We start from the raw sequence: 26,744 nt of genomic DNA on the forward strand, positions 1-26,744 counted from the left end.
AGAATTCTTGCGGCGCGGAAGAGGTTGCCCGGTGCGCTAGTTCTTGAGGGATGTGGACGACCTTGCCCTCCACGCGGGCTCCATGAGAGGCCAGCAGTTCGAGGGCTGCCTCGGTCTGCACACGCACACCGGGGCACTCCAGAAGTTGATAGGCCTCTTCCAGGACGCGTTTTACCAGTGCGGGTTCGAGCAGTTGCAGTCGTGGTTGCATGGCCAAGGCCTAGGTCACAGAGGTATTGAGGAGTGCTTTCACGAGAGTAACGGAGCTGACCGCATCCTGGCCGTACCCGTCAGAACCGATTCCTTCCGCCCACTGTCGGGTGACTGGCGCTCCTCCGACGATCACTTTCACCCGCGGCCGCAATCCTGCGCGCTCTAGATGTTCGACAAGATGCCTCTGGCCCACCATCGTGGTGGTGAGCAGCGCCGACGCTCCCACGACGTCCGCCTCGACCTGCAAAGCTTTTGCGACGAATTGTTCAGGATCCACATTAACTCCCAGATCGAAGACCTCGAATCCATTGGCCGCGAGCAAAATGCCTACCAGGTTCTTGCCGATCTCGTGGATGTCGCCGCGTACCGTACCGAGCACCACCCGGCCCAGCGTTTGCCGCTCGACTCCGCGCCGCCTCATTTCCGGCTCCAACACCTTCATGGCAGCCTTCATGGCCTCGCCCGCCGCCACCAGGTCCGGCAGAAAGACCTCGCGGCGTCCGAACTGCTCGCCGATCTGGTCCATGCCTGGCACGAAGCCTCGCTGAATCGCGTCCAGCGGTTCTAGTCCGAGCTCCAACGCCCGGCGCGCCAGGGCGGCCGCGCGTTCCGGGGCGCCGTCAAGGACACTCTGTTTCAGCGATTCCAGAATCTCTGCCGGCATCGGCTCACAAGGGACTTCGGGTCGGCTCATCTTTCCCGAAAGCCGCATGCTTCCGCTGTGACCGTTGTCACGCGCGCATTCTCGTGGGCAAAGCGCCTCATCTCATCCGCTACAATGTCCAGAAACCTCCTATGACCGTTTGGAAACGCACTCCGGCGCTGCGCTTAAGGCCCCGGGTCCTTGGGGCGGCTCTCGCCAGCCTAATCATCTCGTCAGCCCTCGCTGCCGTAGAGAAAACCGACGCAGCCCGCTATCGCGAGCACGTGAAAGTGCTCGCTGCGAACCGCATGGAGGGCCGCGGAGCCGGAACCAGGGGCCTCGACCGCGCCGGCCACTACCTGGAGCAGGAGTTCAAGCGACTCGGATTGCAGGCGGCAGGTGAGGACGGCACGTATGCCCAGTCCTTTCTGGTCACGACCGGCGCGCGACTTCGCGGCGGTAACAGCCTGGTGGTGACGCTGAACGGAGCGGAACACAAGCTCCGGCTGCGCGACGACTACATCCCGCTGAGTTTCTCCTCGGTGGGCTCGGTCAGCGGTCCTGTAGTGTTCGCCGGATACGGCGCTTCCGCAGAAGCGTTCGGTTACGACGACTACACCCACTTCGACGTGAAGGACAAGATTGTCATCGTGCTGCGCCGCGAGCCGCCTGCGTTTCAGGAGAAGAGCGGCCGCCAGGGTCCTACACCTCACTCGCACCTGATCACCAAGGCCATCAACGCTCGCAACCGGGGAGCCCGGGCGGTCATCCTGGTCAACGGCAACCTCGGTAAGGGAGAGCAGGACCTGCTGTTGCGTTTCGAGAAGCTGGCCGGCCCCGAAGATGTTGGCATCCCTATCGTGCAGGTGAAGAACGCCGTGGCGGAGAGTTGGTTCCAGGCTGGCGGCGCTTCCCTGTCTCAGCTCCAGCGTGAGATCGACGAGAAATCCGAGCCTCGCTCCCGCGCCTTGCCCGAATCGCTGCGCCTATCACTGCAGGTGAACATTGAGAAATTGCGCTCCAAGGTACACAACGTCCTTGCCTATCTGCCGGGCAAGAGCGACGAATACGTCGTGCTGGGCGCCCACTACGATCACCTGGGCCGCGGTGGCGTCAACTCACTTGCGCCTTCACAGACCGGCCAGATCCACCATGGCGCCGACGACAACGCCTCCGGAACCGCCGGCCTGCTCGAACTGGCTCGGGTCTTCTCGGAAGAGAGAGCGAAGCCGGAGCGCGGCATCCTGTTCGCCGCCTTCGCGGGCGAGGAGCTCGGGTTGCTCGGTTCGGCGCACTGGGTCAGCCACCCCACTCTGCCCCTCAACAAAGCGGTAGCCATGCTCAACATGGACATGATCGGACGCATCCAGGGCGGCAAGATTTATGTCGGTGGGGTGGGCACCGGCTCCAACCTGCGCTCCCTGGTGGAGGGCGCGGTGACCCGGCACGAGCTGACCGTGGATTACTCAGCCAGCGGCTACGCCGCCAGCGACCACACTTCCTTCGTCACGCAGCGCATCCCCGTGCTGTTTTTCTTCTCCGGGCTGCACTCCGACTATCACAAGCCTTCCGACACCTGGGAGAAGATCGACTCGGCCGCGGCCGCGAACCTGCTCGACCTGGTGGCCGAGATCACCGAACAATTGTCCGCCGGGGAGCGCCCGCAATTCGTGAAGGTGGAAGCCGAGACGCGTGGCCCCGCTTCACCCTCCGGAGGCGGAGGCTACGGTCCATACTTCGGCTCGATCCCGGACTTCGGCCAAGTGGAGAACGGCGTGCGCTTCGCGGACGTGCGCCCCGGCTCGCCGGCTTCCAAGGCTGGATTGCGAGCGGGCGATGTGCTCATCCAGTTCGGCGAAACCCCGGTAAAGAACCTCTACGACTTCACTTACGCCCTGCGGCGCAGCAAGGTGGGCGATGTGGTCGAGGTCAAGGTGCTGCGCGGAGGCCAGACTGTTTCAGCCAGCGTCACCCTGGAACAGCGCCGATGAGATGGTTCGTGCGCATGAAGCTGGCGGTTTTGCGCGCTTTCGCTGTGACCGTCCTGCTGATCTCAGCCACCGCCCCGGTCGCAACCCAGTCGACAGCGGTACTGGCCCTGCCTGCTGAGACTCATCTGCGCAACGTCCGCCAGCTCACCAACGGCGGCGAGAATGCCGAGGCTTATTTCTCGGCGGATGACAAGTTCCTCATCTTCCAGTCTTCCGGGGAAGGCGTCGCGTGCGATCAGATCTACATCATGCCGGTTGCGGCGTCGGATGCCGGCCAGAAGAAACTCGTCAGCACGGGTAAGGGCCGCACCACATGTTCCTACATCTTCCCCTCTGGAAATCGCATCCTTTTCTCTTCCACGCACATGGCTGGTCCCGAGTGTCCGCCCCGCCCGGACTATTCGCGCGGATACGTCTGGCCCATTTATTCCACTTATGACATCTTCACCGCTCGGCGTGACGGCTCTCACCTTCGCCGCCTCACCGCCACGCCCGGCTACGATGCCGAGGCCACCATCCGCCGTGACGGTAGGAAGATCGTCTTCACCTCCACGCGCGACGGCGACCTCGACATTTACACCATGAACGCCGATGGATCTGGCGTCCGCCGGCTGACGCGCGAACTGGGATACGACGGGGGCGCATTCTTCTCACCCGACGGCAAGAAGATTGTCTACCGAGCGCACCATCCCAAGACTCCGGAAGAGATCGCCGACTACCAGGCCCTGCTGGCCGACGGTTTGATTCGACCCGGCAACCTCGAGCTTTGGGTCATGGATGCCGATGGCTCCAACAAACGTCAGATCACTTCTAACGGCGCCGCCAACTTCGGACCGTTCTGGCATCCCGACGGCAAGCGCATCATCTTCGCTTCTAACCTGGCTGACCCGAAGAGCCGCAACTTCGACCTCTACCTCATCAACGCTGACGGCACCGGGCTGGAACGCGTAACCCACCATCCCGAATTCGACGGCTTCCCCATGTTCAGCTCCGACGGACGCCTTTTGGTCTGGGCCTCCAACCGCAACAACGCCCGCCGTGGCGAAACCAACCTCTTCCTCGCTGACTGGGCGGAGTAGCACGCTTGCCCGTGACGCGGTACCGCGCCGCCGTACGGCGAGCGTTGGTTCCGAAAAGCCCAAGATGAGACCCGAAAGTCTTGGGAAAGACCACGGCAGGCGATCAGGAAGCCGTTTTCCCTGGCCGCGGGCAAGCGGCCGCAATTTGTGCCCAAACACAGCCAGGCCGTCCCGCGGGCGGCCTGGCTGCGAATTCAGAAATTGGTTGCGGGGGCCCGCAACGTCCCGAAAGTGCCATTTAGAATCAACATCTTACGGACCGCCTCCCGGCGAAAGCGTGTTTCCTAAAGTATCACTTGAAGTGCAGCTTGCGTGGATGGCTGGCTGCCTGCGCCTCCAGGGATCGCCTGCAGGCTCGAACTCGCGAACGGGCCTTCGCCGTGGCCGGCATGGTGGTGATGAAGCTGCTGCATTGCATTCCCGGCAGCTTCAGTCGCTACGAATATCTCGCCTCGGCCGTCTGGATGACTCTTGGGGCCTTGTTCTCCGAAAACGCGATTCATCACTCTCATTCGCTAGAACGTGAACTTCGCCGCCAACTGGAATTGTCGCGGGTTGAACATGGTGCGGGGTGTTCCAAACAGAGGATTGGGAACCGGCGGACCGGCCAGCGGACAGTTACCCACCTGGACGTTCTGAATGGCGATAGAGGTCGCGTCCTTATACTGGTTGGGAATCCTCCCATCACAGAAGTTGTAGGTGCCGTAGACGGAAACTACCTCGTTCACGTTGGGCCGGTTGAAGATGTTGAAGATGTCCATGCTCAGCACCAGCCTCTGGCGCTCCTTGAATTGGAAGTAGCGCGAAACGCGGATATCCCAGGCGAAGAACTTGTCGCCCCAGTATGAGTTTCGGCGCTCTTGTCCCACCCGGTCCGTTACCGGGTTGGTGTCGCCGTTGGCATCGAACCCCACGAACATGGTGAAGGGCCGCGACGATTGCGCGTTGACGATGCTGCTGAACTCGAAGTGGCGGAGGAACGTACTTTCCGGTGCGTAGGCCGCAAAGTTGGCGACCAGGCGATGACGGATGTCCTGATTCGAGTTCGCCCGCTCCAAGCTCCGGCGGTAGAGGTTCTCCGGTGTGCTGACGAACGTAGTGAAGGTGCCGTCATCCAGCGTCTTGGAGAAAGTGTAGTTGGCGTTCAGCCGAAAATACTTCCCGGCACGCTCGGTCACAGAGACGGTAGCGCCGTGGTAGACACTGTTGCCACTGTTATCCGTGAAGTAAATCAGACCGATGGGATACATGGGCCCGCTGAAATTGTCCTTGCCCGCGGCGAACCCCGGCAGCGGCGCACCGGCGGCAGGGCAAGTCGCCGGGGCGGTGGCTATCCCCTGCGGCGGCGGTTCGTTGTTCAACCCGTCCGGAGGACAGACGTTCAGGTTGCGCGCCCGCACCAGCTTGTGTGCGGAAACAAAGAGGTAGCCGGCACTCAACACCAGCCCCTTCCCGATTTCGCGGTCGACCTGCAGGCTAGCCTGCTCGGAATACGGAATCCCGCTGTTGGGATCCACCCCGTCGATTCCGACGGTGGTGAGAGGGTCAAGATTGTTGGCCGGAACCTGGCCGGTCCGAATCAAAGCACTGGCTGCATCAGCCGGGAGCGGGAAGCCCGGCGGAAATACCGGGAACCCTCCGGGGAACGGCGTGCCCGGTGGGAAGAATGCCTGCGGCAGCGGGAAGCCGGCCGGGAACTGGTTGAGGGACCAAGGTGCCTGGTCCGCTTCCTTTCTTACTCCGGGCACTCCCGGGAAATTCGCCGGCCGCTGCGGAAAGGTCACGAAGAAGAAAGTGAGGTTGTAGCGGTCGTCGAAGATTCCAAAGCCAGCGCGAATCACGGTCTTGCTGTCGGGCGAGTACGCCAGCCCGATCCGCGGCTGAAAGCCGCGATAGTCTGTGTTGATCTGCCGCCCCAATCCCTTTTCGAGGTCATAGCGCAGGCCGAAGTTCAGGGTCAGCTTGGGAGTGACTCGCCACTGGTCCTGCACAAAGAAGCCCAGGTAGCTGTGGTTGAAGGCCGCCACGAAGTTCTGCGTTTGGTCCGGCAGATACGCGTTTTCCCAGGTGGTAGGAATCGCCGGAGGAAAACTCCCGGTGGTGATGGGACCGGGCCCGAGGGGGGCGCCCCAGAAGACGATGGGCACGCCGTTCAGGAAGTCTGCTGGATTCGGACCTGGAACCGCGGGGAAGGGCGGAAAGAGCGCATTCTGCGGTCCCAGCGCCAGGGGGCAAGGACCATCGCTGAGGCTGGAGGGAACGAACGGCAGCGGTGTGCCATTCTGCTGGTTTACAAAGTTGGCGAAGTCCACCAGGCAGTTGACGCCGGGGACGATGATTCGCATGGGCGTGAAGCCCGGCGAAATCACGAAGTTGTCGATGTAGTTGAAATCTCCTCCGAACTTCACCAGATGAGAGCCTTTCACCCAGGCCACCGAGTCCGAGGCCTGGAAGCGGCTTTCGTTGACGGCGTCGAAGGTCCCGAAGTTGTGTCCGAACAGGAGCGAGTTGGGGATGTCCAGGTTGGGCTCGCCGGTAACTCCGAGAAAAGTGTAATGCCGGCGCGCGTACTGCAGCAGGGCGGTGTTCACCAAGTTTGACCGCAGCGAGGAAGACAAAGTGGCAACCAGGGACTGATCGCGAATGAAGGCATCGCGTCCGCTGCTGGGTGCGCCGATTCCCCCGCCATCCAGCGTATCGCCCACCAGCAGGTTCAGCTCGCGCGCATCGAAAATGCTGTAGCGGAGAGATAACCGATTGTTGGTATTGAACTGGTGATCGAGCCGGACGAATCCGTTATCGGTGTCCCTGGTCTTCAGAACACTGAGGTCTTCGGGCGGAAGTCCCAGGAGTTCCTTGGCTGCATTGATGAGCGCCAGAGACGTGGTCTGGGTTCCCGTGATCAAATCTACGGTTCCGGTAAGCGTGGAGGGATAGGTCGGCGATTCTCCGCGCCGCTGACCTTCGTAATTGAGGAAGAAGAAGGTCTTGTCTTTCCGGAGAGGACCACCCAGCGTTCCGCCGAACTGATTCTGCCGCAGGGTTTGGGGTTGCGGCTCGCGCTGCAGCAGCGAGCGCGCATTCAACGCGTCGTTCTGGAAATAGTCATAAATCGAACCATGCAGATCATTCGAGCCGGACTTAGTAACGATGTTGACGATCCCCCCGAGCGCACGGCCATACTCTGCTCCGAAGCTGCTGTTCACCACACGGAATTCGCTCACCGCTTCCTGCGAGGGCGTGGCCCGTTGGGAGCCGGTTGCCGTGTTGATGGTGTCGGCGCCGTCCACCGTGACCAGGTTGCTAAAGTCGCGCATACCGCCGAACGAGATCTTAGTGACTTCGAATTCCGTGAATGTCGACTGGAGACTCGTCCGCCCCGTGGCCACACCGGGCGTCAGCAGAGCGAAATCCGTGAACAGCCGGCCGCTGATCGGCAGAGACTTGATCTGCTCCGTACCGATCACCTGGCTCACTTCGCTCCGGCTGGGTTCGATGGGCGGAACTTCGGTCGTTACATTCACCACCGATCCCACGGGAGCCACTTTCAGGTCGACATTGACCGTAGCGGTCTGGCCGACGGTCAGCGTGATCCCGGCCTGGGTATGTTTCGCGAACCCGGGGGCATCAATGGTCAGATCGTATCGTCCCGGAGGAAGATTGGGAGCAACGTAGAACCCGGTGCTGTTGGTGGAAGTCGTGTACGTCCGGTTCGTGTCCACGTCACGCAGGGTGATAGACGCCTTGGGAACCGAATCTCCTCTCGGGTCACGAACGGTTCCATTGAGTTGCGCCAAGCTGATGGACACTTGCGCCCAAACCAGCGGGCTCAGGGAAGCAAGCGCAATGACAACCAATGCCGACAAGCACCGAAGCAGCCTCATAGGACCTCCCTTTCCCCGACGACCCTTGCTCCGCCATCTGGGGTGGAAAGCACGTTACAACTTGTATCGAACGTTCGTTCTCCATGCTCCGACAACCGGCAGAGCGGTCATCATAGGGAAAGTTAGGGTGCATCATTTCGCACAGCCTCCCGGCGTTTGTCAAGACTAATGCGTCTGCCACGCCTGGGCGACGCTACCAGTGATGACCGAGCCCACGTCCGCCGGGGGAATCTTGCGGCGCTCGAACAGGCTGCGTGCTGCCTTGATGCCGACGTCGATGGGCGACACCAGGCTCAGTGCGCCGGTGTAGTCGACAAACGGCGTGCGCGCGCCGTCGAGCAGCCAGACGTCTTTGTAGGCGATGAAGAGACCTCTGTCCTTGCCCACGCTTGCTCCTCCTGAGTGTCACAACGTGAGTTTCTCACCGACACGCATCGGCCGCGGTCAGCGTCGGACCTCTTCCCCCACCTTTATTAGGCGCTTCATGTCTGTGGTAACGGGAACATCCCCTGCGGTCGTTATGAGTATGGGTCGCCACTCCGCCAGCAGAGGATCCAGGGAGGGTCCGAGTTTCCCACTTCCTGCTGCATCAAGGGTCCCTGCGCCTAAGGCGACACCAAGGGTCACGCCCGACGGTTGAGGGGTACCGCGAAGAGATATGCATGAATCCACATCCAGCGCAGGGCATACAACGCAATCCCACGGGCGCTGCAGGATGACAGCGCTACTTTCGGCGAAGGAGCGACTATCGGTCAGCAACAAGACCGGCAGCGCTTCGTAGAAGCGGATGACGTTGAAGGTCGGGGCCAGCGTTGAGGCCCACGCGTCGGCTTCTGCCGCAGAGAGCCCCGGAAGGATTGCCTCCTGAATGAAGATTGCGTCGGCTCCTGCTTCCACGAGAGCGGCTGCCACCTCCCGCATCACGGAGGCTGCCAATGCGAGCGCTGATTCCGGAATGTCCTCTGCGCGCAAGGCGCTCTCACCCTCCAGCTCCGTAAGGCGGGCTGCGAGCGTGAATGGACCTGTGACGGCGGCCATCAGCAAAGGCTCGCCCTGCAACTGCGACTTGAGCCGACGGATGACGTCGGTCGCCACGGGGACGCGGCCAGCCTTGGCCGTCTCTTCCGGAGTACGGAGCCCACTTGGCAGTGCGCCCCGGCTAGTGGCTGAAGGCCAATGGACTGTGGGCGGTTGGTTCTCCGCATCCCAGCACAGGGTGCCGCCCAGCGCTTCCAATTCGAGGGAGGAATCGAAGTAGCAGGCCACACCGTCCGAACGCAGGTGACCGCGGATCTGGCGCAACGAGTTCGAGATCTTGGTGGCATTCCCCAGAAAGCCGCGCAGGGGAAGATTCTCCAGGCGAGCACCGAGAGAGAAGACGATGGGCAGAAACAGCGGCCGCGCAGGCAAGCTTCCCTGCAGCATCTGTTTCACTATCTGCCGGGGAGTGAGGTTCTCGGGCATCGCCTACGGACGGAAGAGAGGACCGAGCGGCTTGGCATCCGGCCACGCGCCATACCACTGCAGGATGTCCGGGGGCGGGCTTTTCTTGCTCCACTCCTTGTGGAAGTCGTCGAAGGACCTGCCGCGCGCCAGCCGGGCCCGGCGCTCCTCCTCCCTGGCCCGTAGCGTGGCCTCTGGGTCCAGCTTGCGCTGCGCCGGGTCATAGACGACGCGATAGATGTTCTGGGCGGTCCAGTCCGAGATGATGTTCTTGCGCAGGTCTTCAAGGACATCGGCAGGCTCCCTTTCGAGCGGATCACCGTAGCCCGGCCCGCCGCCGCTGAATCCGAACAGCAGGTCTCCTTCCTGATAGACCTTGGGCGTGCGCGCAATCAATTCATAGGTCCATTGGCCCGGAATCGAATGTTGTTCGAGGATGGCGCGATGGTCCATGCAGAGCTTGGGTTCTCCTTTTCCCATGGCCTCGAGCAAGCCCGCCTTGCGAACGCTGAGGCCGGGAATGGGTGGGGAAGCGTACCCGCCGAACAACGGCTGGCCGAGCGGAACCTTGCTGCCGTTGCCCATGCACATGGAGACCATCTCAGGCACCTTGTGAATCATCCATTGCTGCACGCCTCCGGAGCCGCCTCGGTACCGTCCGGGACCGGAGGAATCCTTCCAATGCTGTGACAGGGTGATGGTCACCGGCAACTCGCTCTCGACTTGTTCGGAGTCCGGGGCGCGGCCAAAGGCACACCAGGCAAACCCGTAAGAGTCCATGCCGTCAGAGGTCGCTCGCCCACCCTGTCCTTGCGTGTTGAGCGAGAACGAGAGAACGTCCGCGAAAGCCAGATTCCATTGCGAGTGCCCGGCGCAGATCTGCGAGGTGTGCTGGCTGCCGGGCGCCGCCGCGACCTGCCGCCACAGCCCGCCGCTGGAGAAGGTCATCTTGGCGAAGCTGTTGTGCGTGGCGCAGCGTGTTTGCATCCCGATGAAGACGCAGCAACTCGTGGCTGCCGAAGGGCCGGGATTGAGGATGATCCCCTCGGGAAAGACGAAATCAATGGGAGCGAAGGTCGCGCTGCAGATGGGCAGGTCGTGGAAGACGTACTCGTACATGAAATTCGCGATGTGGCCGACCACCGCCTGCGGGTGGACGTTGTACGACGACGCGTTTTCCGGCGACGTGCCGGTGAAATCAAAGATTAGCCGGCCGTCGCGGGCAGTGAGCGTCAAATGGCAGGCTCGCACCAGCGCCGGCGTCCAGCCGATGGCGTCATTGAAAACGACGCAGCGAAAGCTGCCTTCGGGCAGCGCTTTGATCTTCTGCCGGGCACCGGCCTCTGCGGCTTCCAGCATCTTGCGCAGCAGGCCGACCAGATACTCTGCTCCCCGCTTGGCCACGACTTCGAGCAAGCGGACCCGCACCCGGTCAGCCGTAGTGCAGCGAGCGCGAAGATCGGAGATGAACATGGCGGGCGCGCGCAGACCGTAGGCCATGTAGAACTCCAGGAAGTCGGTGCGCAGCTCGAAGTTCTCTCCAATCTTGATGGGAGGCAGGTTCAGGCCCTCCTCAAAGCGCGACCGGGCGCTGACCGGCATGCCGCCGGGCTCGATGGCGCCGGTCTCGGTGGTGTGCAGCGCGGCAGACGCCCAGGCGACGAGCTTCCCTTCATGGAACACGGGCATGAGCGCCACCTGGTCCGGATTGTGGATTCCGCCGTAGAGTGCGTCGTTGGTGAACCAGATGTCGCCGTCGTGGATCCCGGGATTCTCCGCGTAGTACTTGAGGATGAACTTGATGACAATGGGTTGGATGATAGCGTGCAGGTATGTTCCGCAGGACGCATTCACCAAGTCGCCGTTGGCGGTGAAGATGGCAACCATCGAATCACCGGAGACGCCGAAATAACTGCGCGAGGAGCGGATGAAGACTTCCATCGCCTCGTCGAGGATATCGTTCGTGATCTGGACGCCGATCTCATACTCACCCTGCCGCACCTTCTGCGCGCACGTGGTCTCGAAAGGCGTGGGCAGCTCCGGCTTGAGCCATTGCAGCTTTTCAGACAACTTGGGAACAGGCATGAATCTCCCCCTCTGACTCAGCTCTCCAGGATGCCGAGGTTGCGTTCGTCCATGGAAAACGTTCTTCCCGGCGGCACGACCAGCGTGGTGTATTCGCCTTCGACGACAGCCGGCCCTTCTACCACGTTACCCGGACGCAGCGACTCGTAAGAGTAGATGGGCGTCGGCTGGAAGTCCTTCGCCTGCGGCCAGTAGACAGGTCGCTTGCCCTTTTGCGCTGCTGCGGGATCGCGCGCCTCGAGTGGCAGCCTGGGCAGCTCCACTTTCCGTACCGGCACGATAGCCTTGAGAATGAAGCTTTCCACGAACACGCCGCCTTCGGGATTGACGACGAAGGGGCTGAACGCTTCGCTGAATTCCTTCTCGAATGCGTCGCAAACTGCTTGAACGTCTTCGGGACCCTGAAGCGAGAGCCGCGGCGAAAGCGCGCGCTTCACGTGGAACTGTCCGCCGTACAGCATGTCCAGCTCGAGGACAAACGAAGCCTTGGCCGGGTCGAGTCCGTCAGCGATCAGGTCCCTTTGAGCTTGCGCTACCAGCGACTCGACCGCCTGATTGAAAGCCGCATAGTCCGTAGTCAGCTTCATGCTTAGCGGTTCGATCAGCGTGAGCTTCCGGGAGACTTCATAGACATGCATGATGTCCATCGTGGAAGATCCGAACGCGCAGAACACCGGCGAGAAAGCGAAGGTCACAGCCTTCGCGATGTCCCCCATGAATCCCTCCACGTGCGTCGGTCCCGCGCCCCCGGCGACGAAGAGAATGAAGTCCTCGGGACTGTAGCCACGGAGGTGGACCTCTTTCATGATGGCCGAAGCCATGTTGCCGTTGACGATGTTGCGGATCACCATGGCCGCCTCTTCCACGGTCACCCCCAGGGGCTTGGCAATCCTTTCGCGCACGACTTGGAGGGAGCGGTTCTTGTCCAGTCGCATCCGGCCGCCGAAATAGAAATCGGGATTGAGGTAGCCCAGCACCACATCGGCGTCGGTGACCGTTGGTTCACTGCCGCCTAGATTGAAACAGGCGGGACCGGGCATGGAGCCGGCGCTGCGGGGGCCAACCTGAATCCGGTTCTGCAGGAGCTTGTCGACCGACGCGATGGATCCGCCGCCGGCGCCGATGGAGAGCGTCTTGATCATGGTGATGCCCACCATCCAGCGATCGATGACCGGGCGGAAGTCGTAGCTGCGCACGCTGTCTTCCACCACCAGGCCGACGTCGAAACTGGTTCCGCCCATGTCCGTCATCACCACGTTCTTGTAGCCCAGCAGCTTGGCGACGTGATGGGCGCCCATCAGCCCGGAGACCGGCCCGCTGTTGAAAGTGCGGCTGGCCGTGGTGCGGAAGACCTCTGCGATGCCGCCCGAGCTCTGGATCATGAGCAGGGGTTTGCGGTAGCCACGCTCGCGCAGCTTGTCCCACATGGCTGAGAGTTCGATCTGCATGGAGCGCTGCAAATACGCGTCAAGGATGGCAGCCAAGGTGCGCTCGTACTCGCCCAGCTTGCCCACGACCTGGCCGGCCAGCACCACGGGCAGGAAGCCGATGTGGAATTCCTTGTACTCATCGCGGATGATTGCCTTGACGCGCGTCTCGTGCGCCGGGTTGAGGAATCCCCAGAGCAGCGAGACGACAAAGCCGCGCGCGCCGCGGCTGACCAGGTAGCGGACCTTCTCGCGCACGTCGTTCTCGTCGAGCGGTCGGATGACCTTGCCGCGCGAATCGACACGCTCTTTGACGCCCACAATCAGGTCCCGCGGGATAAGGGGGTCCGGCTTCTTCTGGACCGCGAGGTTGCGTCGTTCAGCGACGCGCGTGCCATCGATCCATTGCGCACCCCGGCCGATAAGGATGACGTCCTCATGGCCTTCGGTCGTGATGAGCGCCAAGCGCGGGCCCTTCCTCTCAATCAGTCGATTGAGGGCAATCGTGGTCGAATAACGGACCATGTCGACATCGGGCAGCAACTCTTCCATCTTCAGACCGAGTGCGCCTGCTCCCTCCTCAATCACGCGTGAGAAGCAGACCGAGAGGTCGTAGGGAGTGGTAGGAACCTTTTTGATCAGGGCCTTGCCGTTGAAATTGAGGGCCAGGTCGGTGAAGGTTCCGCCCACGTCGATGTCGATGGAGTTCATTCAGCGACCTCGAGACGCTGCTGTCGGATGACGAACTCGCCGTTGCGCAACCTTTCCTTGAGCCGGTCCAGGTCGAGCTCGATATCCTTCGTGATGGGGTGTCCCGGCGGCAGGTACTCGGTCTCGATCTGCGTGCCGCAGCCCGGGCAATAGAATTCCACGACGCGCACCCAGAGCGGGTCGGGAGCGAAATTGAAATGCCCCCCGAGGATGGGCTGGTGAACTTCGCGCGGATCGCGGTCATACAGCAGGCATCCCTTCTTGTAGCTTTCGCGTGCCGGTCCGATGACATGCCCGCAACGGTTACACGTCCACAGGTCGCGCTCAAGATCCAAATCGAGGTACTCGGTGAAGCGAATGCGGTTCTGTGGTTCAGGGGACATGATCTTCCTCATTTCCGGCTAAGCTTGGCGTTCCCGTAAGCATCCATCTCCAGCAGCCAGCCTGCGGGAACGAAGTACGTGCTGTAAGGGCTCTCGAGCAGAGCGCAGCCCTCAACGCGGTTGCCGGGCTGCAACGATTCCCAGCGATACAGTTGTGCCGCAACGCACTTGCCGCCCCAGACCACGGTGCGGCTGCCCTTGCGGGCGTGGGATGGATCGGCGCTCTGCAAGGCGCGCTCGCGCAGGGCGGGCTTGGGCATCATCTTTCTGACCTGGAGGCGGGCGAGGTCGATCACCCACTTTGCACCGCCATCGCCGGCGAGTTGGCGATCGAAGGCCTTCTGCACGTGGGCGCGGAGGCTCTTTGGGTTTTCGAGCGCTTCCTCCGGCGTGCTGATGGCCGTGGTATGGCCGTTCCCGCGCGACACGTCCACCTCCAGCGCAAAGCTCATGTCATCCGGCTGGATGCCTTCACCGAGGAGGTCCTTGAGCCCTTCCGCTCGTATCTGCTCTACACTCTGACGAAGCCGGCGGAGGTCGGCGTCGTCGAAGGAGGTCAGATGGAGCGGGCGTTCGTAGACGTGGCAGATGTCGGAAGACGACGAGCCAAAAGCGCTGAACACCGGCCCGAGCGAGAACATATACACACGGTCGAGTCCGGCCGATTCGGCTACGCCGCAGGCGAACAGTCCGCCATTGCCGCCATAGGCAAACACGGTGTGGCGTGAAAGGTCCAGCTGCAATTCCGTCTTCGCGTTGGCGACCATCTCCGCCACTGCCTGAAATGCGCGGTCCATGATGGCGCTGCAGGCCTGCTCCACGGAAATATGCAGCGGGCCGGCCACGTGCTCCTCCAGGGCGTTGCGGGCAAGCTCCGGATGCAGCGGCTTCGCTCCCCCCAGAAAATAGTTCGGGTCAATCAGGCCAGCGCAGACGAATGCGTCTGTCAGGGTGGCTTGGTCGCCACCCAGTCCGTAGCACGCCGGTCCAGGATAGGAGCCCATGCTCTCCGGCCCCAGGGCAACTTGCCGTTCTGCGGGGGCAGCCTTCACCACGCTTCCGCCGCCGAGGGCGATGGAGCGCAGGTAGGGGAGCGACAGCCCCAGGGAGATACCGAAGAGGTCCGACGGCTTGCGCACTATGGGCTGGGAGTCCTGGAGCGCGCTCAACTTGGCCGTGGTTCCGCCAACATCGAGCGCCATTACGTCAGGCAGTCCCAACACTTTGGCCAGATAGCTGCTGCCATGGATGCCGAGGATGGGACCGGATTCCATGGTATCGATAGCCCGCGTCTTGGCGATGCCGGCAACGCCGCCGTTGATGTGGCTGACGAAGAAGCTGCCGGTGTAACGGTGCGTTTCGCGCAGCTCGTCCTCGGCCTTGAACAGCGTAGCTGCCAGCGCGCCGTGCGTGTAGGCGTTGATAAGAGCGCAGGCGGTGCGTGTGGCGTCGTCCGCGCCGGGGAAAACATCGCTACCCGCAAGCACAGGCACCGATCCGAGGAAATGGTCCGGATACTGCTGCTCGATGATGCGCTTCATGCGAATCTCGGGCGCAGCATCGCGGTCCGCTGCCTTCAGGCTGATGCAGATGCGGCGGACGCCACCCTCCAGAAGCGAGCGCACGGCGCTGGTGACGGTAGTCTCCTGCGCGGACGCCTCCATTTCCAGCACCGTGCTTGCCGGGACCATCTTCATCAGGAGGCGACTGGTTTGCTCGTCGCCGTAGAAGTCCGCCCCGTGTCCCGGCGAGACGATCAGTCCCAGCTTGGGGCCGCGTAGTTCGGCGAGCACGTTGGAAGTGAGCGTGGTGGACCAGCGGATGAGGCCGACATCCTCGAGGAATGTGTCCAGGTCCGGGTAGCCCAGTTGGGTAGCGCCCTGGGTGAGGCAATCGAACAGGCAGACGGTGAGATCGTGCGGCGTGGTGTCGACCTTGACGGAGACGACCCGTTCGCCGGCGGTAAACAGGCCATCCGTTAGCGTGCCGCCGACGTCGATGTCTACAGTCAGCACCGGAGCCTCATGAGTGTGACCACCGGACCGCAGCTAGGAACTCCTCCGACCGCAAGGTCCAACCGAAGAAATTCTCAACGTTGAAGAGCGTGGCCTCGTGCGCCGCGGCCGGCCCGGCGGGCATAGCACCGTCGGTCACAAGGATGGGCCAGTAGTCCAGGAAATAGGCGTCACGCAGGGTGGATTCGACGCAAACGTTGGTGGTGATGCCGCAGAGGAACACGTGTCGGACACCGCGCGTGCGCAGCTGCGAGTCCAGAGACGTGCCGGCAAAGCCGCTATACCGCGTCTTCACGACCACCAGGTCCACGGGGTGCGGGGCCAGTTCTTCCACAATCGCGAAGTCCCAGGTGCCTTCTGTGAGCAGCTTGCCTTTGAGCTGGGCCTGCCGATCCATCAGACGCAGAGCCAGCTCCTTATGCCAGTTGGGGGAGTTGGGGCCGCCACTATTGCTCAGGTCCGGTTTGTAGCCCATCTGCAGGTAAACGACCGGGATGCCTGCTGCTCGGGCCGAGTCCAAAACAGCGCCAATGGTATGGACGACCCGCGGCGCACCAGCAATGTCCACTCCGGCCAGATCCAGCAGGCCACCGCGACTGGCGAATGCGTTCTGCATATCCACCACTATGACGGCAGATCGCGCGAAATCCACTTCGATGGGTTCGGGCCTGGTGGGCAAGTTGGCCACTTCGTTTGGTCCCCTTACGAGTTACTTTGGCTCCCGGCGGCGTTCCGCCCTCATGCAACTGGCTTGATCTTCTCCGCAGGAGTTTCCGCCAGTGAAGGCTTCAGAACACTTGGCTTTGCTTCGGAAAGCGGTTTCTCCTCAATGCCGATGACCACGTGCACGTTGGCGGCCCGGGCCGCCTGGCCGAGCTGCTTCGTGGTGGGACTGTCCAGTTCCACCGAATTCTTGAACAGCTTCACAAAGTGCGGCGCGCCACGCGTAGGCGTCATCAACCAGATCCAATACGGATATCCGGGAACAAAAGCCTCGGGGAAGACGATCAGCCGGGCGCCCTGGCCCGCGGCTTCGGCAATCAACTTGCACGCCTTCTCCGTCGTTGCTTCCCGATCCAGAAAGATCGGTGACGCCATCACGGCTGCAGCCTTGAAGCGTGGATACTGGTCGCCCATAACCCCTCCCTGCAATTGAACCAGGGACCCAGCCCCGATGTTCGGTGAACGACGTACGGTCCCTAGGCCTCCGTCCTGCTCTCATACAGCTTCTTGACTAACTGTCCCTTCATCTCGAACCGGGGCAGCGTGCCCTCGGGCACCGGCCGCACGGAGGCGGAGACATTCAGCACCGCCTTGATCTTCTTCTCCACCTCGTGCTGCAGCGCAGGCAGATCCAGGGCAGCACTGCCGTACTCCGCGACCACGCGGAGGGGAGGCTTCACCGCCGGCCCGGGCGCCTCTAGCTCAATCTGTATTTCTCCAGTCGTCCTAGGATAGAAGCCTGCCACTAGGTCCTTGACGGCGGACGGGAACACATTCACACCCAGGACGATCAGCATGTCGTCGGTGCGACCGACGCATCTTAGCTTAAAGCTCGAACGCCCGCACGCACAGGAAGTCCCCAGGATGGTGACTCGGTCCCGGGTACGAAACCGCAGCAGGGGGACGCACTCCCGCTCCAGGCTGGTGTAAACGAGCTCGCCGGAGACGCCGCTTTCGATGGGCAGCACTTCCCCGCTCTCGGGATCGATAATCTCAGCCAAAACATACTCCTGGCCGCAGAAATGCATGCCCGACTGATGACCACATTCGCCGAAAAGGATGGGGGCCATATCGGCATTCCCCAACCCTTCGGTGACGCGCGCTCCCCACTGTTCCTGCATTTTGGTGCGCACCGAGGGAATGCCGGCGCCGGGTTCCGCGCCGCAGACGATCTTCTCCAGACCCAGTTCACGCGGGTCCATTCGAGCTTCACGGCGCACGTAGTCCGCCAGATACATGGCGTAGGACGGTGTGCAATGCAAAGCGTTGGCGTGAAGCGCCCGTGCGACCAGTACCAGCTTCTCCGAGGCGCCGGCGCCGACGGGAACGAATGTTGCCCCGATGCGCTCGAGCGCGTCCTTGGCCGGCAGGCCGCCCACGAACATGGTCAGGCTGGCAGCATGAATCACGATGTCCGAAGACCGGATACCTTGCGTATAGAAGGAACGGGCGGTGACGCGCGTCCACATCTCGGCGTCCCGCCGGGTCACCCCGACAAAGCTCGGCTGGCCGGTGGTGCCGGTGGAAGAGTGGATGCGAATGATGTCCTTCATCTCCGCCGCCATGTGCCTGCCAAGCGGTGGACTGGCAGCTTGGCTCTGGCGCAGTTCTTCTTTGGTCGTGAACGGAAAGTGGACCAGATCAGCGAGGGAACTGAAGTGCTCGCGGCAGATGCCGGCCGCGCCGAACTTTTCCCGGTAGAAGGGAGAGCGGGCGAACAGATAGTCGAGTTGCCTGCCGAGCTTGTCCTCCTGCAGCGCCCGCAGCGGTTCGGGCGGCAGGGTTTCGATTTCCGGATTGAGGTATTCGTCCGCCTGCATCGGAGGGAGGAGGGTCGCGCAGCCCGTGCGGGCGGTAGGTTACCACGCCGATTGCGCAGCAACAATCACTCCCGGCGGTGGCGTGAACGGTATACGTTGGTCAGATGAATGTGCAGGATCTTGTGTCGCAAGAAGGACGGCGTCTTGATCGGGATCAGTGGACGCCCCGCTCCTGTCCCGCCCAGAAATCCTTGCGCAGCACCTTGCGGTCCGTCTTGCCGGCCGGCGTCTTCGGTATCTCCGGCCGGAATTCTACGGACTTGGGTGCCTTCACGCCGCCGAGTTTGGCCTTGCAGTGGGCGATTACCGACTCCTCCGTCAGCGATGCTCCTTCTTTTAGCACGATGATGGCTTTGACCGCTTCGCCCCACTTGTCATCGGGCACGCCGATCACCGCACATTCCAGCACCTGCGGCAGCGCCATGATGCCTGCTTCCACCTCCGCACAGAACACGTTGAAGCCGCCGGAGATGATCATGTCCTTCTTTCTATCAACGATGTAGAAATAGCCCTCCTCGTCCCGGTAGCCGATGTCTCCCGTGTGGTGCCAGCCGTGCGCCCGTACTTCCGAGGTCGCCTCCGGCATATTGTGATAGCCCGGCGTGACCAGCGGCCCACGCGCCACCACCTCTCCCGGTTGATTGGGCGGCAGGATCCGGCCTTCATCGTCCATTACTGCGAGCCGCACCGCATAGGTCGGTTTGCCGCAACTGCGCAGGCGTTCAGGATGGTCTCCGGCGGCCGCCGCGGCAACGGTCTTCGCATCCAGCCAGGTCAGCAGCATGGGTGCTTCGGTCTGCCCGTAGCATTGGCACATGCAGGGCCCGAAAATCTCAACCGCTCGCTTGAACTTGTCCGGTGAGACCGACGAGCCAGCCAGCAGGAACACGCGCAGGCTCGAATAGTCGAAGTTGCCGATTTCGGGATGGGCCAGCAGCGCGTAGAGCGCGGTGGGCGGCAGGAACAGATGAGTCACACGGTGGCGCTCGATTCCCCGCAGCACTTCGAGAGCGTCGAATCCCGGCAGCACGACGTTCGTGGCTCCGATGGCGAGCATGACGAACGCCACCACACCGGCGGCGTGCGAAAGCGGCGCGGTGCTGAGGCAGACCGCGTCGCCACCCTCGCCACGCCAGTAATGCGAACCCATTTCCGTCATGGTTCCCCAGGACAAGCTGGTCACGCGCACCCCTCTCGCCGGTCCGGTGGTGCCTCCGGTCGGAACCAGGCCGACCAAGCGATCGATGTTGCCGCGCGCATCTGCCCAATCGATGGGTTCGGCGTCCACTCCCAGCTTCATGAAGGATTCCAGCGACGGAGCATGGCCATCCTCGGCATCGATGCAGACTAGGTGATGGAGCGACGGCACTCGTGCCTTCAGGTCCGCGACACTTTCTCGGAAACGGCTGTGATAGAAGAGCCAGCGGGTTTCCGAATAGTTCAGGTACTCGACGTTGGCTTCCACCGCGCTGCGGAAGTTGAGCGGCACCCAGGCGCCGCCGGCCCGCATCAGGCCCAGCATGCAAAGCAAAACGCGCGCGTCGTTGATGGAATAGATGGCGACGCGCTCTTCCCCACGCACGCCGCTCACCCACATGGCGCGGGCGATCTTCTCACTCGCGGCCTGCGTCTCCCGATAGGAATAGCGGATATCCCCATCGCGGATGGCGGCGCGATCCGGTTTCGCGTCAGCGCTCTTGTCGAAATAGTCGATGGCTCGCATACGCAGCTGTTCTTCTCAGCCGCAAAGTCTCGCCTTCGAGAGGCCGTAGCCCTCCAGAGCCTTCAGCAGTTCGCGATGTCCGAATGCCGCCGCCGGCGACGCGAACCCGACTCTCCGGGGAGCGGCATGGATCAGGTGGTGCGCCGCATAGGCCTGCAACAAGCCGGTCGTCCGATAGGCGCAAGTCCCGAGGACGACGCACTGCACGAAATCCGTCGTGCCGCGCCCCACCACGATGTCCACCGTACGCTGTTCGCGAGTGTTCTCCGGTGGCGGCGTGCCGCCCTGCACGGAACTGGCCATCTCAGCCAGCTTGCGTTCCTGCTCTTTCTTGGGCAACGGCCGTATCTCCTGCTCGAAATGTCTCTCCGTCGCGGCTACGGTCTGCATGATCTGCCGGTCGAGCAATCCGCCCAGGCAGCGCACGTTCGCGATCCGCGGATGATCCTTGTACCAGACCGGATGCGGGAAGCCGCCCCACGGCAGCGCCAATCGCGTGGTGATCGAACCGGGGACCACCACTTCATGCGGCATTGCCCGCGGCCAGGGCCGGTATTGATTCTGCTCTAGGTAGTACGCGTCCGTCGGGATGACGGCGAAGATCGTCTGCGTGGAGCCGAACGTGGGGATGCCCTTGAACATGGTGAGGATCTCGAGTGTGTCAATCGCTCCAGCTTCCTCAAGACACCAATGGACGGCCGCATCGCTCACCGCGGACATGAATGCCGTTCCCGGCGCGGCCACCAGTCCCTTGGCGGCGAACTTCTCTCCCCACTTCTCCGCTACTTGCCGCAACCACGCCTGCTCTGCGCTGATGTCCAGGTAATGACACCCCGCCTGCCATGCAGCTCCGATGACATCCGCGCCATAATAGAGGCACGGGCCCACCGTGTTGCAGACGACCTTGGCGCCAGTGAACAGTTTGGCCAGCGCCTTCACCGAACCGCCAACCTCAACGATTTCGTAGTTCGCGGTCTCGATGCCCGGGACGCGGCTCATCACCTCCTTGATCTTGGCGCCGTTGCGGCCGGCGGCCATGAACGGAACGTTGTATTCGCGCAGGAACTCCGCCGCCAGGCGTCCGGAAAAACCGCTGGCGCCGTACAGAATCACGGGTCTTTTGTCAGGCATCGCTTCCCTCCAGGCCGGGCGACGCGGCTGCACCATGGGAGCGCGCACCCGAGCCCGCCCAGTCAATTCTCCTCCCATGGTTTCCAGGTTGGTAGTAGGCACCCTGATGTAACCTGGTATCCGTAAGGAGACTACGATGGACGACCTTGATTGCCCGGTGCGCCTGACGGCAGACATCCTCGGCGGAAAATGGAAGCCCTTGATCCTGTTCTACTTGGAGGGACGCACCCGGCGCTTCGGCGAACTCTGCCGCTTGATTCCGCACCTGACCAAGAAGATGCTGACCCAGAAACTGCGGGAGCTCGAGCGTGACGGCATCATTCGCCGCAAGGTCTACGCCCAGGTGCCTCCGCGCGTCGAATACTCGCTTACGAAGCATGGGGAAACGTTGAAGCCGGTGTTGAGATTGATGTGCGCGTGGGGAACGCGGCATCGCGCGCGCTATCGCAGCGCCAGCCGGTGACTCCGGCCGCGTAGTCGCGCCGAATGGCGCGCAGCCGTTATGGTAGAATCCGCGCCGCTCAGAAGGACCGTGGTGCTCCAGGCACGCGAGTGCAGGCTGGCTGGGGGAACGATGGCCATCGAAACGCGCAGCAGTCTCGAAGCCGTCTATCGGGAGTACGGACGCCCAGACGTCCACATCGGAGCGGGCGAGGACGAATCTCCCTACGTGCCATTCCGGCCCAATGTCTTCATCCGCCATCTCGCGTTCGACGTGAGGCACAATTCGTTCGCGAACATCCTCTGGGTCACCGAGGGCGGAATGCTCGGACGGCATCGCCATCGCGGCCCGGTGTTCGCCTGCACCCTCGAAGGGAGCTGGCGCTATCTGGAATACGACTGGGTGGCGCGGCCCGGCAGTTACGTTCAGGAGAGCCCCGGTGTCATCCATACGTTGGTCTCCGACGACCCCAACGGCATGAAAACATTCTTCTGGCTCAACGGCTCGCTCGAGTTCTATGACGAGCATGACAACCTGCTGGAGACGCTGGACGTCTTCTGGTTCATCGACCACTATCTGACCTATTGCCGCGAACACAATCTCAAGATCAACCCGAAACTCTTTGTCTGAACGCGTCGCACACCGAACCCGGCACCTATGAGGCCTTCAACGGAGCTTGCGACGGGGACTTCGGGAACGTGAGCCTCACCAAGCAGTGAGGATCCTGCAAAGATGGCACTAGGGCGCCGTAATGGCGTACTTTTGCGCGAGAAACTTCCTGACCTGACGTGGCAGCACTTCACAGAGCTCCTGCCAGCTCAGCACCTTGCACCTTATTCTGAGATCGACCGGTCGGACGGCCCGCATGACCGTATGCCACGCTTCGATCAGGTCCGGCCGGCGGGCATCGGCCATCACGCAGAACGAACACCCGCTCGCATAGGCCGCCAGGACGTTCCGGATCAGCTGGTAGGACAGGTAATCGCCTCCCGCCCTAGGAAGGCCTCGCCGATCAAAGACCCTCGAAAAGTCCCTGTAGCCCTGGACCACCGCCCTTCGCTTCTGCTGAAAATCGGTCTCGGTGAGCTTGGATTCGACCAGCAGCCCGCCCAGCTTCATGTCCACTTCGGTGCGATCGAACCGGCCGTCCTTGAGCGGAACCCTCGCCTTGAAGCCGAATACCGGAACCGATTCCTTCGCCGAAAACAAAGCATTCAGCGAGTTGTGCGGACAGGGACGAGCCCTAGGTCGCTGAAAAGAATTAGCCGGACAAACGATTGCACCCTTAATGCACCCTCGACGAGGTTTCTGCGAGACTACCTCAAAATCCGCAGGCACTCTCGTCCCTTCCGGAGCTACCGGCAGGCGTGCTTCATTCAGGAACAACCGCTGTTGCCTCAATCTCGATCATCGCACCGTTTTCAATCAAGTCTTGGACAACAACCACGGACATCGCCGGATAATGCCTCCCGATCACCTCGGTGTAAATCTGGCCAATCTGCTGAAGGGAGCTGTTGTATGCCTCACGATCGGTAATGAACCATGTCATTCGCACCAAATGGTGGGGCCCAGCATCCGCTTGCCTGAGGATGCTAACGATGTTCTCAAGCGCCTGCCGCACCTGTCTGATCAGATCCAACGCGTCAAATTGTTCCGTAAGCGGATTCCATCCCAGTTGGCCAGCGACGAAGATGAGCTTCCCGTACGCGACCACACCCTGAGAATACCCCCTAGGTCGAGGCCAACCTCCCGGCAGGATTGATTCCATTGTGCGGTTTTCGCGTACGCGACTCATCAGCTCTCCTCACGCAGCTTGAAGCGCTGCAGTTTCCCAGTTGGTGTTCGAGGCAGGGCCTTCATGAACTTGATCGCTCGTGGATACTTATACGGGGCGATTTGAGACTTCACAAATTCCTGCAACTCTTTAACCACGGAATCGTTCGGCACAACGCCGTCCTGAAGCACCACAAAGGCCTTCACGACGGAACCTCTCGCCGTGTCCAGCACGCCGACCACTGCGCATTCGTTTACCTTGGGATGGTCCAGCAGGACGTTCTCAATTTCCGCACCCGAGATGTTATAGCCGGACGAGATAATCAGGTCGTCCAAGCGGGACTGGTACCAGAAATAGCCGTTTTCGTCGCGGCGAAAAGCGTCCCCGGTGATGTTCCACCCGTTCCGCACGTACCGTCGCTGATTCTCGATGTCGTCGAGATACCGGCAACCAGTTGGACCGCGAACTGCCAGCCGGCCAATCACGCCGGGTGGCACTTCTTGGCCGTTCTCGTCCAGGACACACGCTTCATAGCCCTTCAACACCTTGCCGGTCGACCCGGGGCGGATCTGATCCTCGGGAGCACTGATAAAGATGTGCAACAACTCGGTGGATCCAATGCCGTCGATGATGTTCAATCCTGTCTTCTGGCGCCATGCCTCGAAAGTAGTCGCGGGAAGAGTCTCTGCAGCGGAGACGCATTTTCGCAAACTGGCGATGTTGTATTGTCCGAGTTCACGCAACATCGCTCGATAGGCGGTCGGGGAGGTAAAGCATATCGACGCACGGAACTTCTGGATACCCTCGAGTAGGGATGAGGGAGAGCTTCGGTCCAGCAACACGGCCGATGCATGGTAGCGCATGGGGAACAGCAGCAAGCCTCCCAGGCCGTAAGTGAATGCTACTGAGGGCGATCCGGTGAAGACATCGTCGGGGTCTGGTTTTAGAGCGCAAGCGGGGAAGCAGTCCGCGACGACCATCAGATCCCGATGGAAGTGCATCGTGCCCTTGGCTTCGCCCGTCGTTCCAGAAGTGAAGGCTATGATGGCCACATCCGTTGCAAGGGTCTGGTAAGTCGCAAACGCGTCGCTTTTCCGCGCCGCCATGGATTCCAGTTCTCCCGAACCATCTGGGCTGAAGCTCACAACCCTGCATCGATGAAGGTCTTCGATGGCGTCATCGCATTCGGCCGCCAGCGATGCTTCGGTCAGGCAGAGATTCACTTCGGCCTTGTTTATGATCTGACGCAGTTCGCGGGCACGAAGCATCGGCATTGTGCACACTGCTACACCGCCCAGCTTGAGCACCGCGAACCAGCAGGCCGCCAGCATGGGACTGTTTGGGCCGCGCAGTAGTACGCGATTGCCGGGTAGCAGGCCGAGGTCGTGCTGCAGAACATTGGCTAGGCGATTTGAACTCTCCAGGAGTCGTCGGTAGGTCCAGTCTCCTCGGCCGCAACGGAAAACAGTCCTTTCCCCATCGCCCGATTTGACGCAATCATCCAGCAATTCGGCGGCGCAATTGAGCTGATGGCGCGTGGCAAGTTGAGGGTAGAAAGACCAATCCATGTCCGGCCACAACTCGGGCGGCGGAAGATGATCACGGCAGAACGTGTCGAGATGCGCGGTATGACCCACCCGCACCGATGTCGACAGCGAAGTAGCAGGCGCGACACTTCTAGCCATGAGTCACCTCCATCTGCTGAGCGGCCCGCTTCAGAACCTGCTCCGCAATAATCAGCTTCTGGATTTCGCTGGTGCCCTCGTAGATTCGCAGCGCGCGGATTTCCCGATAGAGCGCTTCCACCCGAGAGCCTGCGACTACTCCGCGCGCCCCGAACAGCTGGACGGCACCGTCGATCACAGTCTGCGCGCACTCAGTGGCGAACAGTTTGGCAAGCGCGGACTCGCGCGTGTTCCGTCTCCCTCCCCGGTCGTGGTTCCAAGCGGAACGGTAAACCAGCAATGCGCTGCAATCGATGTCCTGCTCCATCTCGGCAACTCGTGCCTTCGTAAGCTGTTGATCTGCAAGCATTTGCCCAAAGACTGATCGGCTCCTGACATGCGATACCGTCTCTTCCAAGGCGCGGCGCGCGTAACCCAACGCTGCTGCTGCCACCGTGGTGCGGAATATATCTAGCGTGGAGAATGCAACGTTCAGGCCTTTGCCTTCGTCTCCGAGCAAGGCGGTCGAAGGAACGCGGCAATCTGCGAAAGCGATCGTTCCCAGGGGATGGGGCGCAATCGTCTCGATGCGTCCGACCACTTCTAGGCCCGGATTGTCGGCCTCGACAACCAGTGCCAAGAAAGCGTTCTCTCCTTGCTCGGGGAACCTGCAGAATACGACATAGAAATCCGCCAGGCCGGCGTTCGAGATCCAGGTCTTTTGTCCGTTCACGACGTATTCGCTGCCACGCCGTTGTGCGGTAGCCCGCATGGCGCGCACATCAGACCCGGCACCTTCCTCAGAAATAGCAAACGCAGGGATGGTTTCTCCCCGGCAGACACCTGGGAGATAACGACCTTGCAGCGCATCCGACCCATGAAGAGTAATCGGCGAGCTTCCCAACCCCTGCATCGCAAAGGCGAACTCCGCCAGCCCTGATTCGTGTGCAAGCTTCTCTCGGATAAGGCAAACCGATCGCAAGTCCAGACGGGGGTGAGCGCCACCGAATGCTTCCGGAACGATGTAAGCGAGCCAGCCGCTCTTTCCTAGAAGCCTCACCAGGTTTCGGCAGGCGCTGTAGCTATCCTCTTCCTGCACGCTGGATCTGAAGTGGCTCACCGCCCAGTCGTCGAACTTGCGGGCCAGCGCGCGGTGTGCGTCCGAGAAAAAGGGCCAATCGAGGTAAGTCGTATCGGACATCAGTTACCCTCGAAGCGTGGCGTCTGTCTGGCGAGAAATGCCCGATATCCCCGGGCAAAGTCCTCAGTCTGCATGCACGCAGCCTGGGCCTGCGCCTCCGCCTCGATGGCGTCGGAAAGGGTCAGGTTGCACTCGTTATCGAGGCAGCGTTTGGTCGTCGCATGCGCGAAGGAGGGCCCCTCAGCGAGATTCGTGGCCATCGCAATTGCCTCGGCGCCCAGACGCTCGGGCGCGACGACCCGGTTATAGAAACCCCAACGCTCGGCTTCTTCGCTGCTCATGAAGCGTCCGGTGTATAGCAGCTCGGCGGCGCGTCCCTGACCGATGATTCGCGGCAATAGCGCACAGGCGCCCATGTCAGCGCCGCTCAAGCCGACACGAACGAAGAGAAA

At 61.7% G+C, this 26,744-nt stretch carries 23 protein-coding genes; 4 read left to right on the forward strand and 19 right to left on the reverse strand.

Features of this window, described 5'->3' with window-relative positions:
* A partial coding sequence (locus tag VLE48_05205) for a trimethylamine methyltransferase family protein (GenBank protein HSA92389.1) occupies window positions 1–211 on the reverse strand: 211 nt, incomplete at its 3' end.
* A gap of 9 nt (window positions 212–220) precedes the next feature.
* Window positions 221–907 carry a corrinoid protein gene (locus VLE48_05210; GenBank protein HSA92390.1) on the reverse strand — a complete coding sequence of 229 codons (687 nt, stop codon included), beginning with the start codon at window positions 905–907 and terminating at the stop codon, window positions 221–223.
* A gap of 101 nt (window positions 908–1,008) precedes the next feature.
* On the opposite strand from VLE48_05210, the gene VLE48_05215 reads away from it, so the two are divergent.
* Both VLE48_05215 and VLE48_05220 read left to right on the forward strand, forming a co-directional pair.
* Window positions 1,009–2,847 (forward strand): M28 family peptidase, encoded by a 1,839-nt coding sequence (locus VLE48_05215; protein HSA92391.1) that lies wholly within the window; start codon window positions 1,009–1,011, stop codon window positions 2,845–2,847.
* Window positions 2,844–3,926 (forward strand): hypothetical protein, encoded by a 1,083-nt coding sequence (locus VLE48_05220; GenBank protein ID HSA92392.1) that lies wholly within the window; start codon window positions 2,844–2,846, stop codon window positions 3,924–3,926. The genes VLE48_05215 and VLE48_05220 overlap by 4 nt, the downstream gene beginning before the upstream one ends.
* 515 nt (window positions 3,927–4,441) lie before the next feature.
* Here VLE48_05220 and VLE48_05225 read toward each other — a convergent pair.
* From VLE48_05225 to VLE48_05280, 12 genes are all read right to left on the reverse strand, one after another.
* The gene (locus tag VLE48_05225; protein HSA92393.1) at window positions 4,442–7,792 is read right to left on the reverse strand and encodes a TonB-dependent receptor; all 3,351 of its coding nucleotides are present in this window, start codon (window positions 7,790–7,792) and stop codon (window positions 4,442–4,444) included.
* Between the two features lie 183 nt (window positions 7,793–7,975).
* Window positions 7,976–8,197 carry a hypothetical protein gene (locus VLE48_05230; protein ID HSA92394.1) on the reverse strand — a complete coding sequence of 74 codons (222 nt, stop codon included), beginning with the start codon at window positions 8,195–8,197 and terminating at the stop codon, window positions 7,976–7,978.
* A gap of 57 nt (window positions 8,198–8,254) precedes the next feature.
* The gene (locus VLE48_05235; GenBank protein HSA92395.1) at window positions 8,255–9,274 is read right to left on the reverse strand and encodes a uroporphyrinogen decarboxylase family protein; all 1,020 of its coding nucleotides are present in this window, start codon (window positions 9,272–9,274) and stop codon (window positions 8,255–8,257) included.
* Between the two features lie 3 nt (window positions 9,275–9,277).
* Entirely contained in the window at window positions 9,278–11,338 is a 2,061-nt protein-coding gene (locus VLE48_05240) for a hydantoinase B/oxoprolinase family protein (GenBank protein HSA92396.1), read from the reverse strand.
* A gap of 17 nt (window positions 11,339–11,355) precedes the next feature.
* Window positions 11,356–13,476 carry a hydantoinase/oxoprolinase family protein gene (locus VLE48_05245; GenBank protein ID HSA92397.1) on the reverse strand — a complete coding sequence of 707 codons (2,121 nt, stop codon included), beginning with the start codon at window positions 13,474–13,476 and terminating at the stop codon, window positions 11,356–11,358.
* Window positions 13,473–13,859 carry an acetone carboxylase subunit gamma gene (locus VLE48_05250; GenBank protein ID HSA92398.1) on the reverse strand — a complete coding sequence of 129 codons (387 nt, stop codon included), beginning with the start codon at window positions 13,857–13,859 and terminating at the stop codon, window positions 13,473–13,475. The genes VLE48_05245 and VLE48_05250 overlap by 4 nt, the downstream gene beginning before the upstream one ends.
* 8 nt (window positions 13,860–13,867) lie before the next feature.
* Entirely contained in the window at window positions 13,868–15,874 is a 2,007-nt protein-coding gene (locus VLE48_05255; protein ID HSA92399.1) for a hydantoinase/oxoprolinase family protein, read from the reverse strand.
* Window positions 15,875–15,881: 7 nt separating this feature from the next.
* Window positions 15,882–16,553 (reverse strand): isochorismatase family protein, encoded by a 672-nt coding sequence (locus tag VLE48_05260; GenBank protein ID HSA92400.1) that lies wholly within the window; start codon window positions 16,551–16,553, stop codon window positions 15,882–15,884.
* 59 nt (window positions 16,554–16,612) lie between these two features.
* Window positions 16,613–17,011 (reverse strand): nitrilase-related carbon-nitrogen hydrolase, encoded by a 399-nt coding sequence (locus VLE48_05265; protein HSA92401.1) that lies wholly within the window; start codon window positions 17,009–17,011, stop codon window positions 16,613–16,615.
* 62 nt (window positions 17,012–17,073) lie between these two features.
* Entirely contained in the window at window positions 17,074–18,417 is a 1,344-nt protein-coding gene (locus VLE48_05270) for a hypothetical protein (protein HSA92402.1), read from the reverse strand.
* 154 nt (window positions 18,418–18,571) lie between these two features.
* Window positions 18,572–20,140 (reverse strand): AMP-binding protein, encoded by a 1,569-nt coding sequence (locus VLE48_05275; protein ID HSA92403.1) that lies wholly within the window; start codon window positions 20,138–20,140, stop codon window positions 18,572–18,574.
* A 15-nt stretch (window positions 20,141–20,155) separates the two neighbouring features.
* Entirely contained in the window at window positions 20,156–21,271 is a 1,116-nt protein-coding gene (locus VLE48_05280) for a DUF5938 domain-containing protein (GenBank protein ID HSA92404.1), read from the reverse strand.
* A gap of 136 nt (window positions 21,272–21,407) precedes the next feature.
* On the opposite strand from VLE48_05280, the gene VLE48_05285 reads away from it, so the two are divergent.
* A complete protein-coding gene (locus VLE48_05285; protein ID HSA92405.1) occupies window positions 21,408–21,734 on the forward strand; it encodes a helix-turn-helix domain-containing protein in 327 nt (108 codons plus the stop codon).
* Between the two features lie 111 nt (window positions 21,735–21,845).
* Window positions 21,846–22,343, forward strand: coding sequence for a 2,4'-dihydroxyacetophenone dioxygenase family protein (locus tag VLE48_05290; GenBank protein ID HSA92406.1), 498 nt, complete (start codon window positions 21,846–21,848; stop codon window positions 22,341–22,343).
* Between the two features lie 108 nt (window positions 22,344–22,451).
* Here the strand turns inward: VLE48_05290 and VLE48_05295 are convergent, their stop codons facing one another.
* From VLE48_05295 to VLE48_05315, 5 genes are all read right to left on the reverse strand, one after another.
* The gene (locus VLE48_05295; protein HSA92407.1) at window positions 22,452–22,922 is read right to left on the reverse strand and encodes a hypothetical protein; all 471 of its coding nucleotides are present in this window, start codon (window positions 22,920–22,922) and stop codon (window positions 22,452–22,454) included.
* A 163-nt stretch (window positions 22,923–23,085) separates the two neighbouring features.
* Window positions 23,086–23,508, reverse strand: coding sequence for a RidA family protein (locus VLE48_05300; GenBank protein HSA92408.1), 423 nt, complete (start codon window positions 23,506–23,508; stop codon window positions 23,086–23,088).
* On the reverse strand, window positions 23,508–25,172 hold the full coding sequence (locus tag VLE48_05305) for an AMP-binding protein (protein HSA92409.1): 1,665 nt from the start codon (window positions 25,170–25,172) through the stop codon (window positions 23,508–23,510). Before VLE48_05305 ends, VLE48_05300 begins: the two co-directional genes overlap by 1 nt.
* Complete coding sequence (locus tag VLE48_05310; protein ID HSA92410.1) at window positions 25,165–26,352, reverse strand: acyl-CoA dehydrogenase family protein; 1,188 nt, start codon at window positions 26,350–26,352, stop codon at window positions 25,165–25,167. Before VLE48_05310 ends, VLE48_05305 begins: the two co-directional genes overlap by 8 nt.
* Window positions 26,352–26,744: enoyl-CoA hydratase-related protein (locus VLE48_05315; protein HSA92411.1), on the reverse strand; the 393-nt coding region annotated here is incomplete at its 5' end. The genes VLE48_05310 and VLE48_05315, both read right to left, overlap by 1 nt.

The sequence above is a fragment of the Terriglobales bacterium genome, from assembly GCA_035454605.1.
Lineage (GTDB): Bacteria > Acidobacteriota > Terriglobia > Terriglobales > Acidobacteriaceae > DATMAB01.

What these genes read in the sequence shown, in the direction of transcription:
- VLE48_05210 (HSA92390.1), bottom strand. Translation starts at nt 907, where the DNA reads ATGAGCCGACCCGAAGTCCCTTGTGAGCCGATGCCGGCAGAGATTCTG.
- VLE48_05215 (HSA92391.1), top strand. Translation starts at nt 1,009, where the DNA reads ATGACCGTTTGGAAACGCACTCCGGCGCTGCGCTTAAGGCCCCGGGTC.
- VLE48_05220 (HSA92392.1), top strand. Translation starts at nt 2,844, where the DNA reads ATGAGATGGTTCGTGCGCATGAAGCTGGCGGTTTTGCGCGCTTTCGCT.
- VLE48_05235 (HSA92395.1), bottom strand. Translation starts at nt 9,274, where the DNA reads ATGCCCGAGAACCTCACTCCCCGGCAGATAGTGAAACAGATGCTGCAG.
- VLE48_05240 (HSA92396.1), bottom strand. Translation starts at nt 11,338, where the DNA reads ATGCCTGTTCCCAAGTTGTCTGAAAAGCTGCAATGGCTCAAGCCGGAG.
- VLE48_05245 (HSA92397.1), bottom strand. Translation starts at nt 13,476, where the DNA reads ATGAACTCCATCGACATCGACGTGGGCGGAACCTTCACCGACCTGGCC.
- VLE48_05250 (HSA92398.1), bottom strand. Translation starts at nt 13,859, where the DNA reads ATGTCCCCTGAACCACAGAACCGCATTCGCTTCACCGAGTACCTCGAT.
- VLE48_05265 (HSA92401.1), bottom strand. Translation starts at nt 17,011, where the DNA reads ATGGGCGACCAGTATCCACGCTTCAAGGCTGCAGCCGTGATGGCGTCA.
- VLE48_05270 (HSA92402.1), bottom strand. Translation starts at nt 18,417, where the DNA reads ATGCAGGCGGACGAATACCTCAATCCGGAAATCGAAACCCTGCCGCCC.
- VLE48_05275 (HSA92403.1), bottom strand. Translation starts at nt 20,140, where the DNA reads ATGCGAGCCATCGACTATTTCGACAAGAGCGCTGACGCGAAACCGGAT.
- VLE48_05280 (HSA92404.1), bottom strand. Translation starts at nt 21,271, where the DNA reads ATGCCTGACAAAAGACCCGTGATTCTGTACGGCGCCAGCGGTTTTTCC.
- VLE48_05285 (HSA92405.1), top strand. Translation starts at nt 21,408, where the DNA reads ATGGACGACCTTGATTGCCCGGTGCGCCTGACGGCAGACATCCTCGGC.
- VLE48_05290 (HSA92406.1), top strand. Translation starts at nt 21,846, where the DNA reads ATGGCCATCGAAACGCGCAGCAGTCTCGAAGCCGTCTATCGGGAGTAC.
- VLE48_05300 (HSA92408.1), bottom strand. Translation starts at nt 23,508, where the DNA reads ATGAGTCGCGTACGCGAAAACCGCACAATGGAATCAATCCTGCCGGGA.
- VLE48_05305 (HSA92409.1), bottom strand. Translation starts at nt 25,172, where the DNA reads ATGGCTAGAAGTGTCGCGCCTGCTACTTCGCTGTCGACATCGGTGCGG.
- VLE48_05310 (HSA92410.1), bottom strand. Translation starts at nt 26,352, where the DNA reads ATGTCCGATACGACTTACCTCGATTGGCCCTTTTTCTCGGACGCACAC.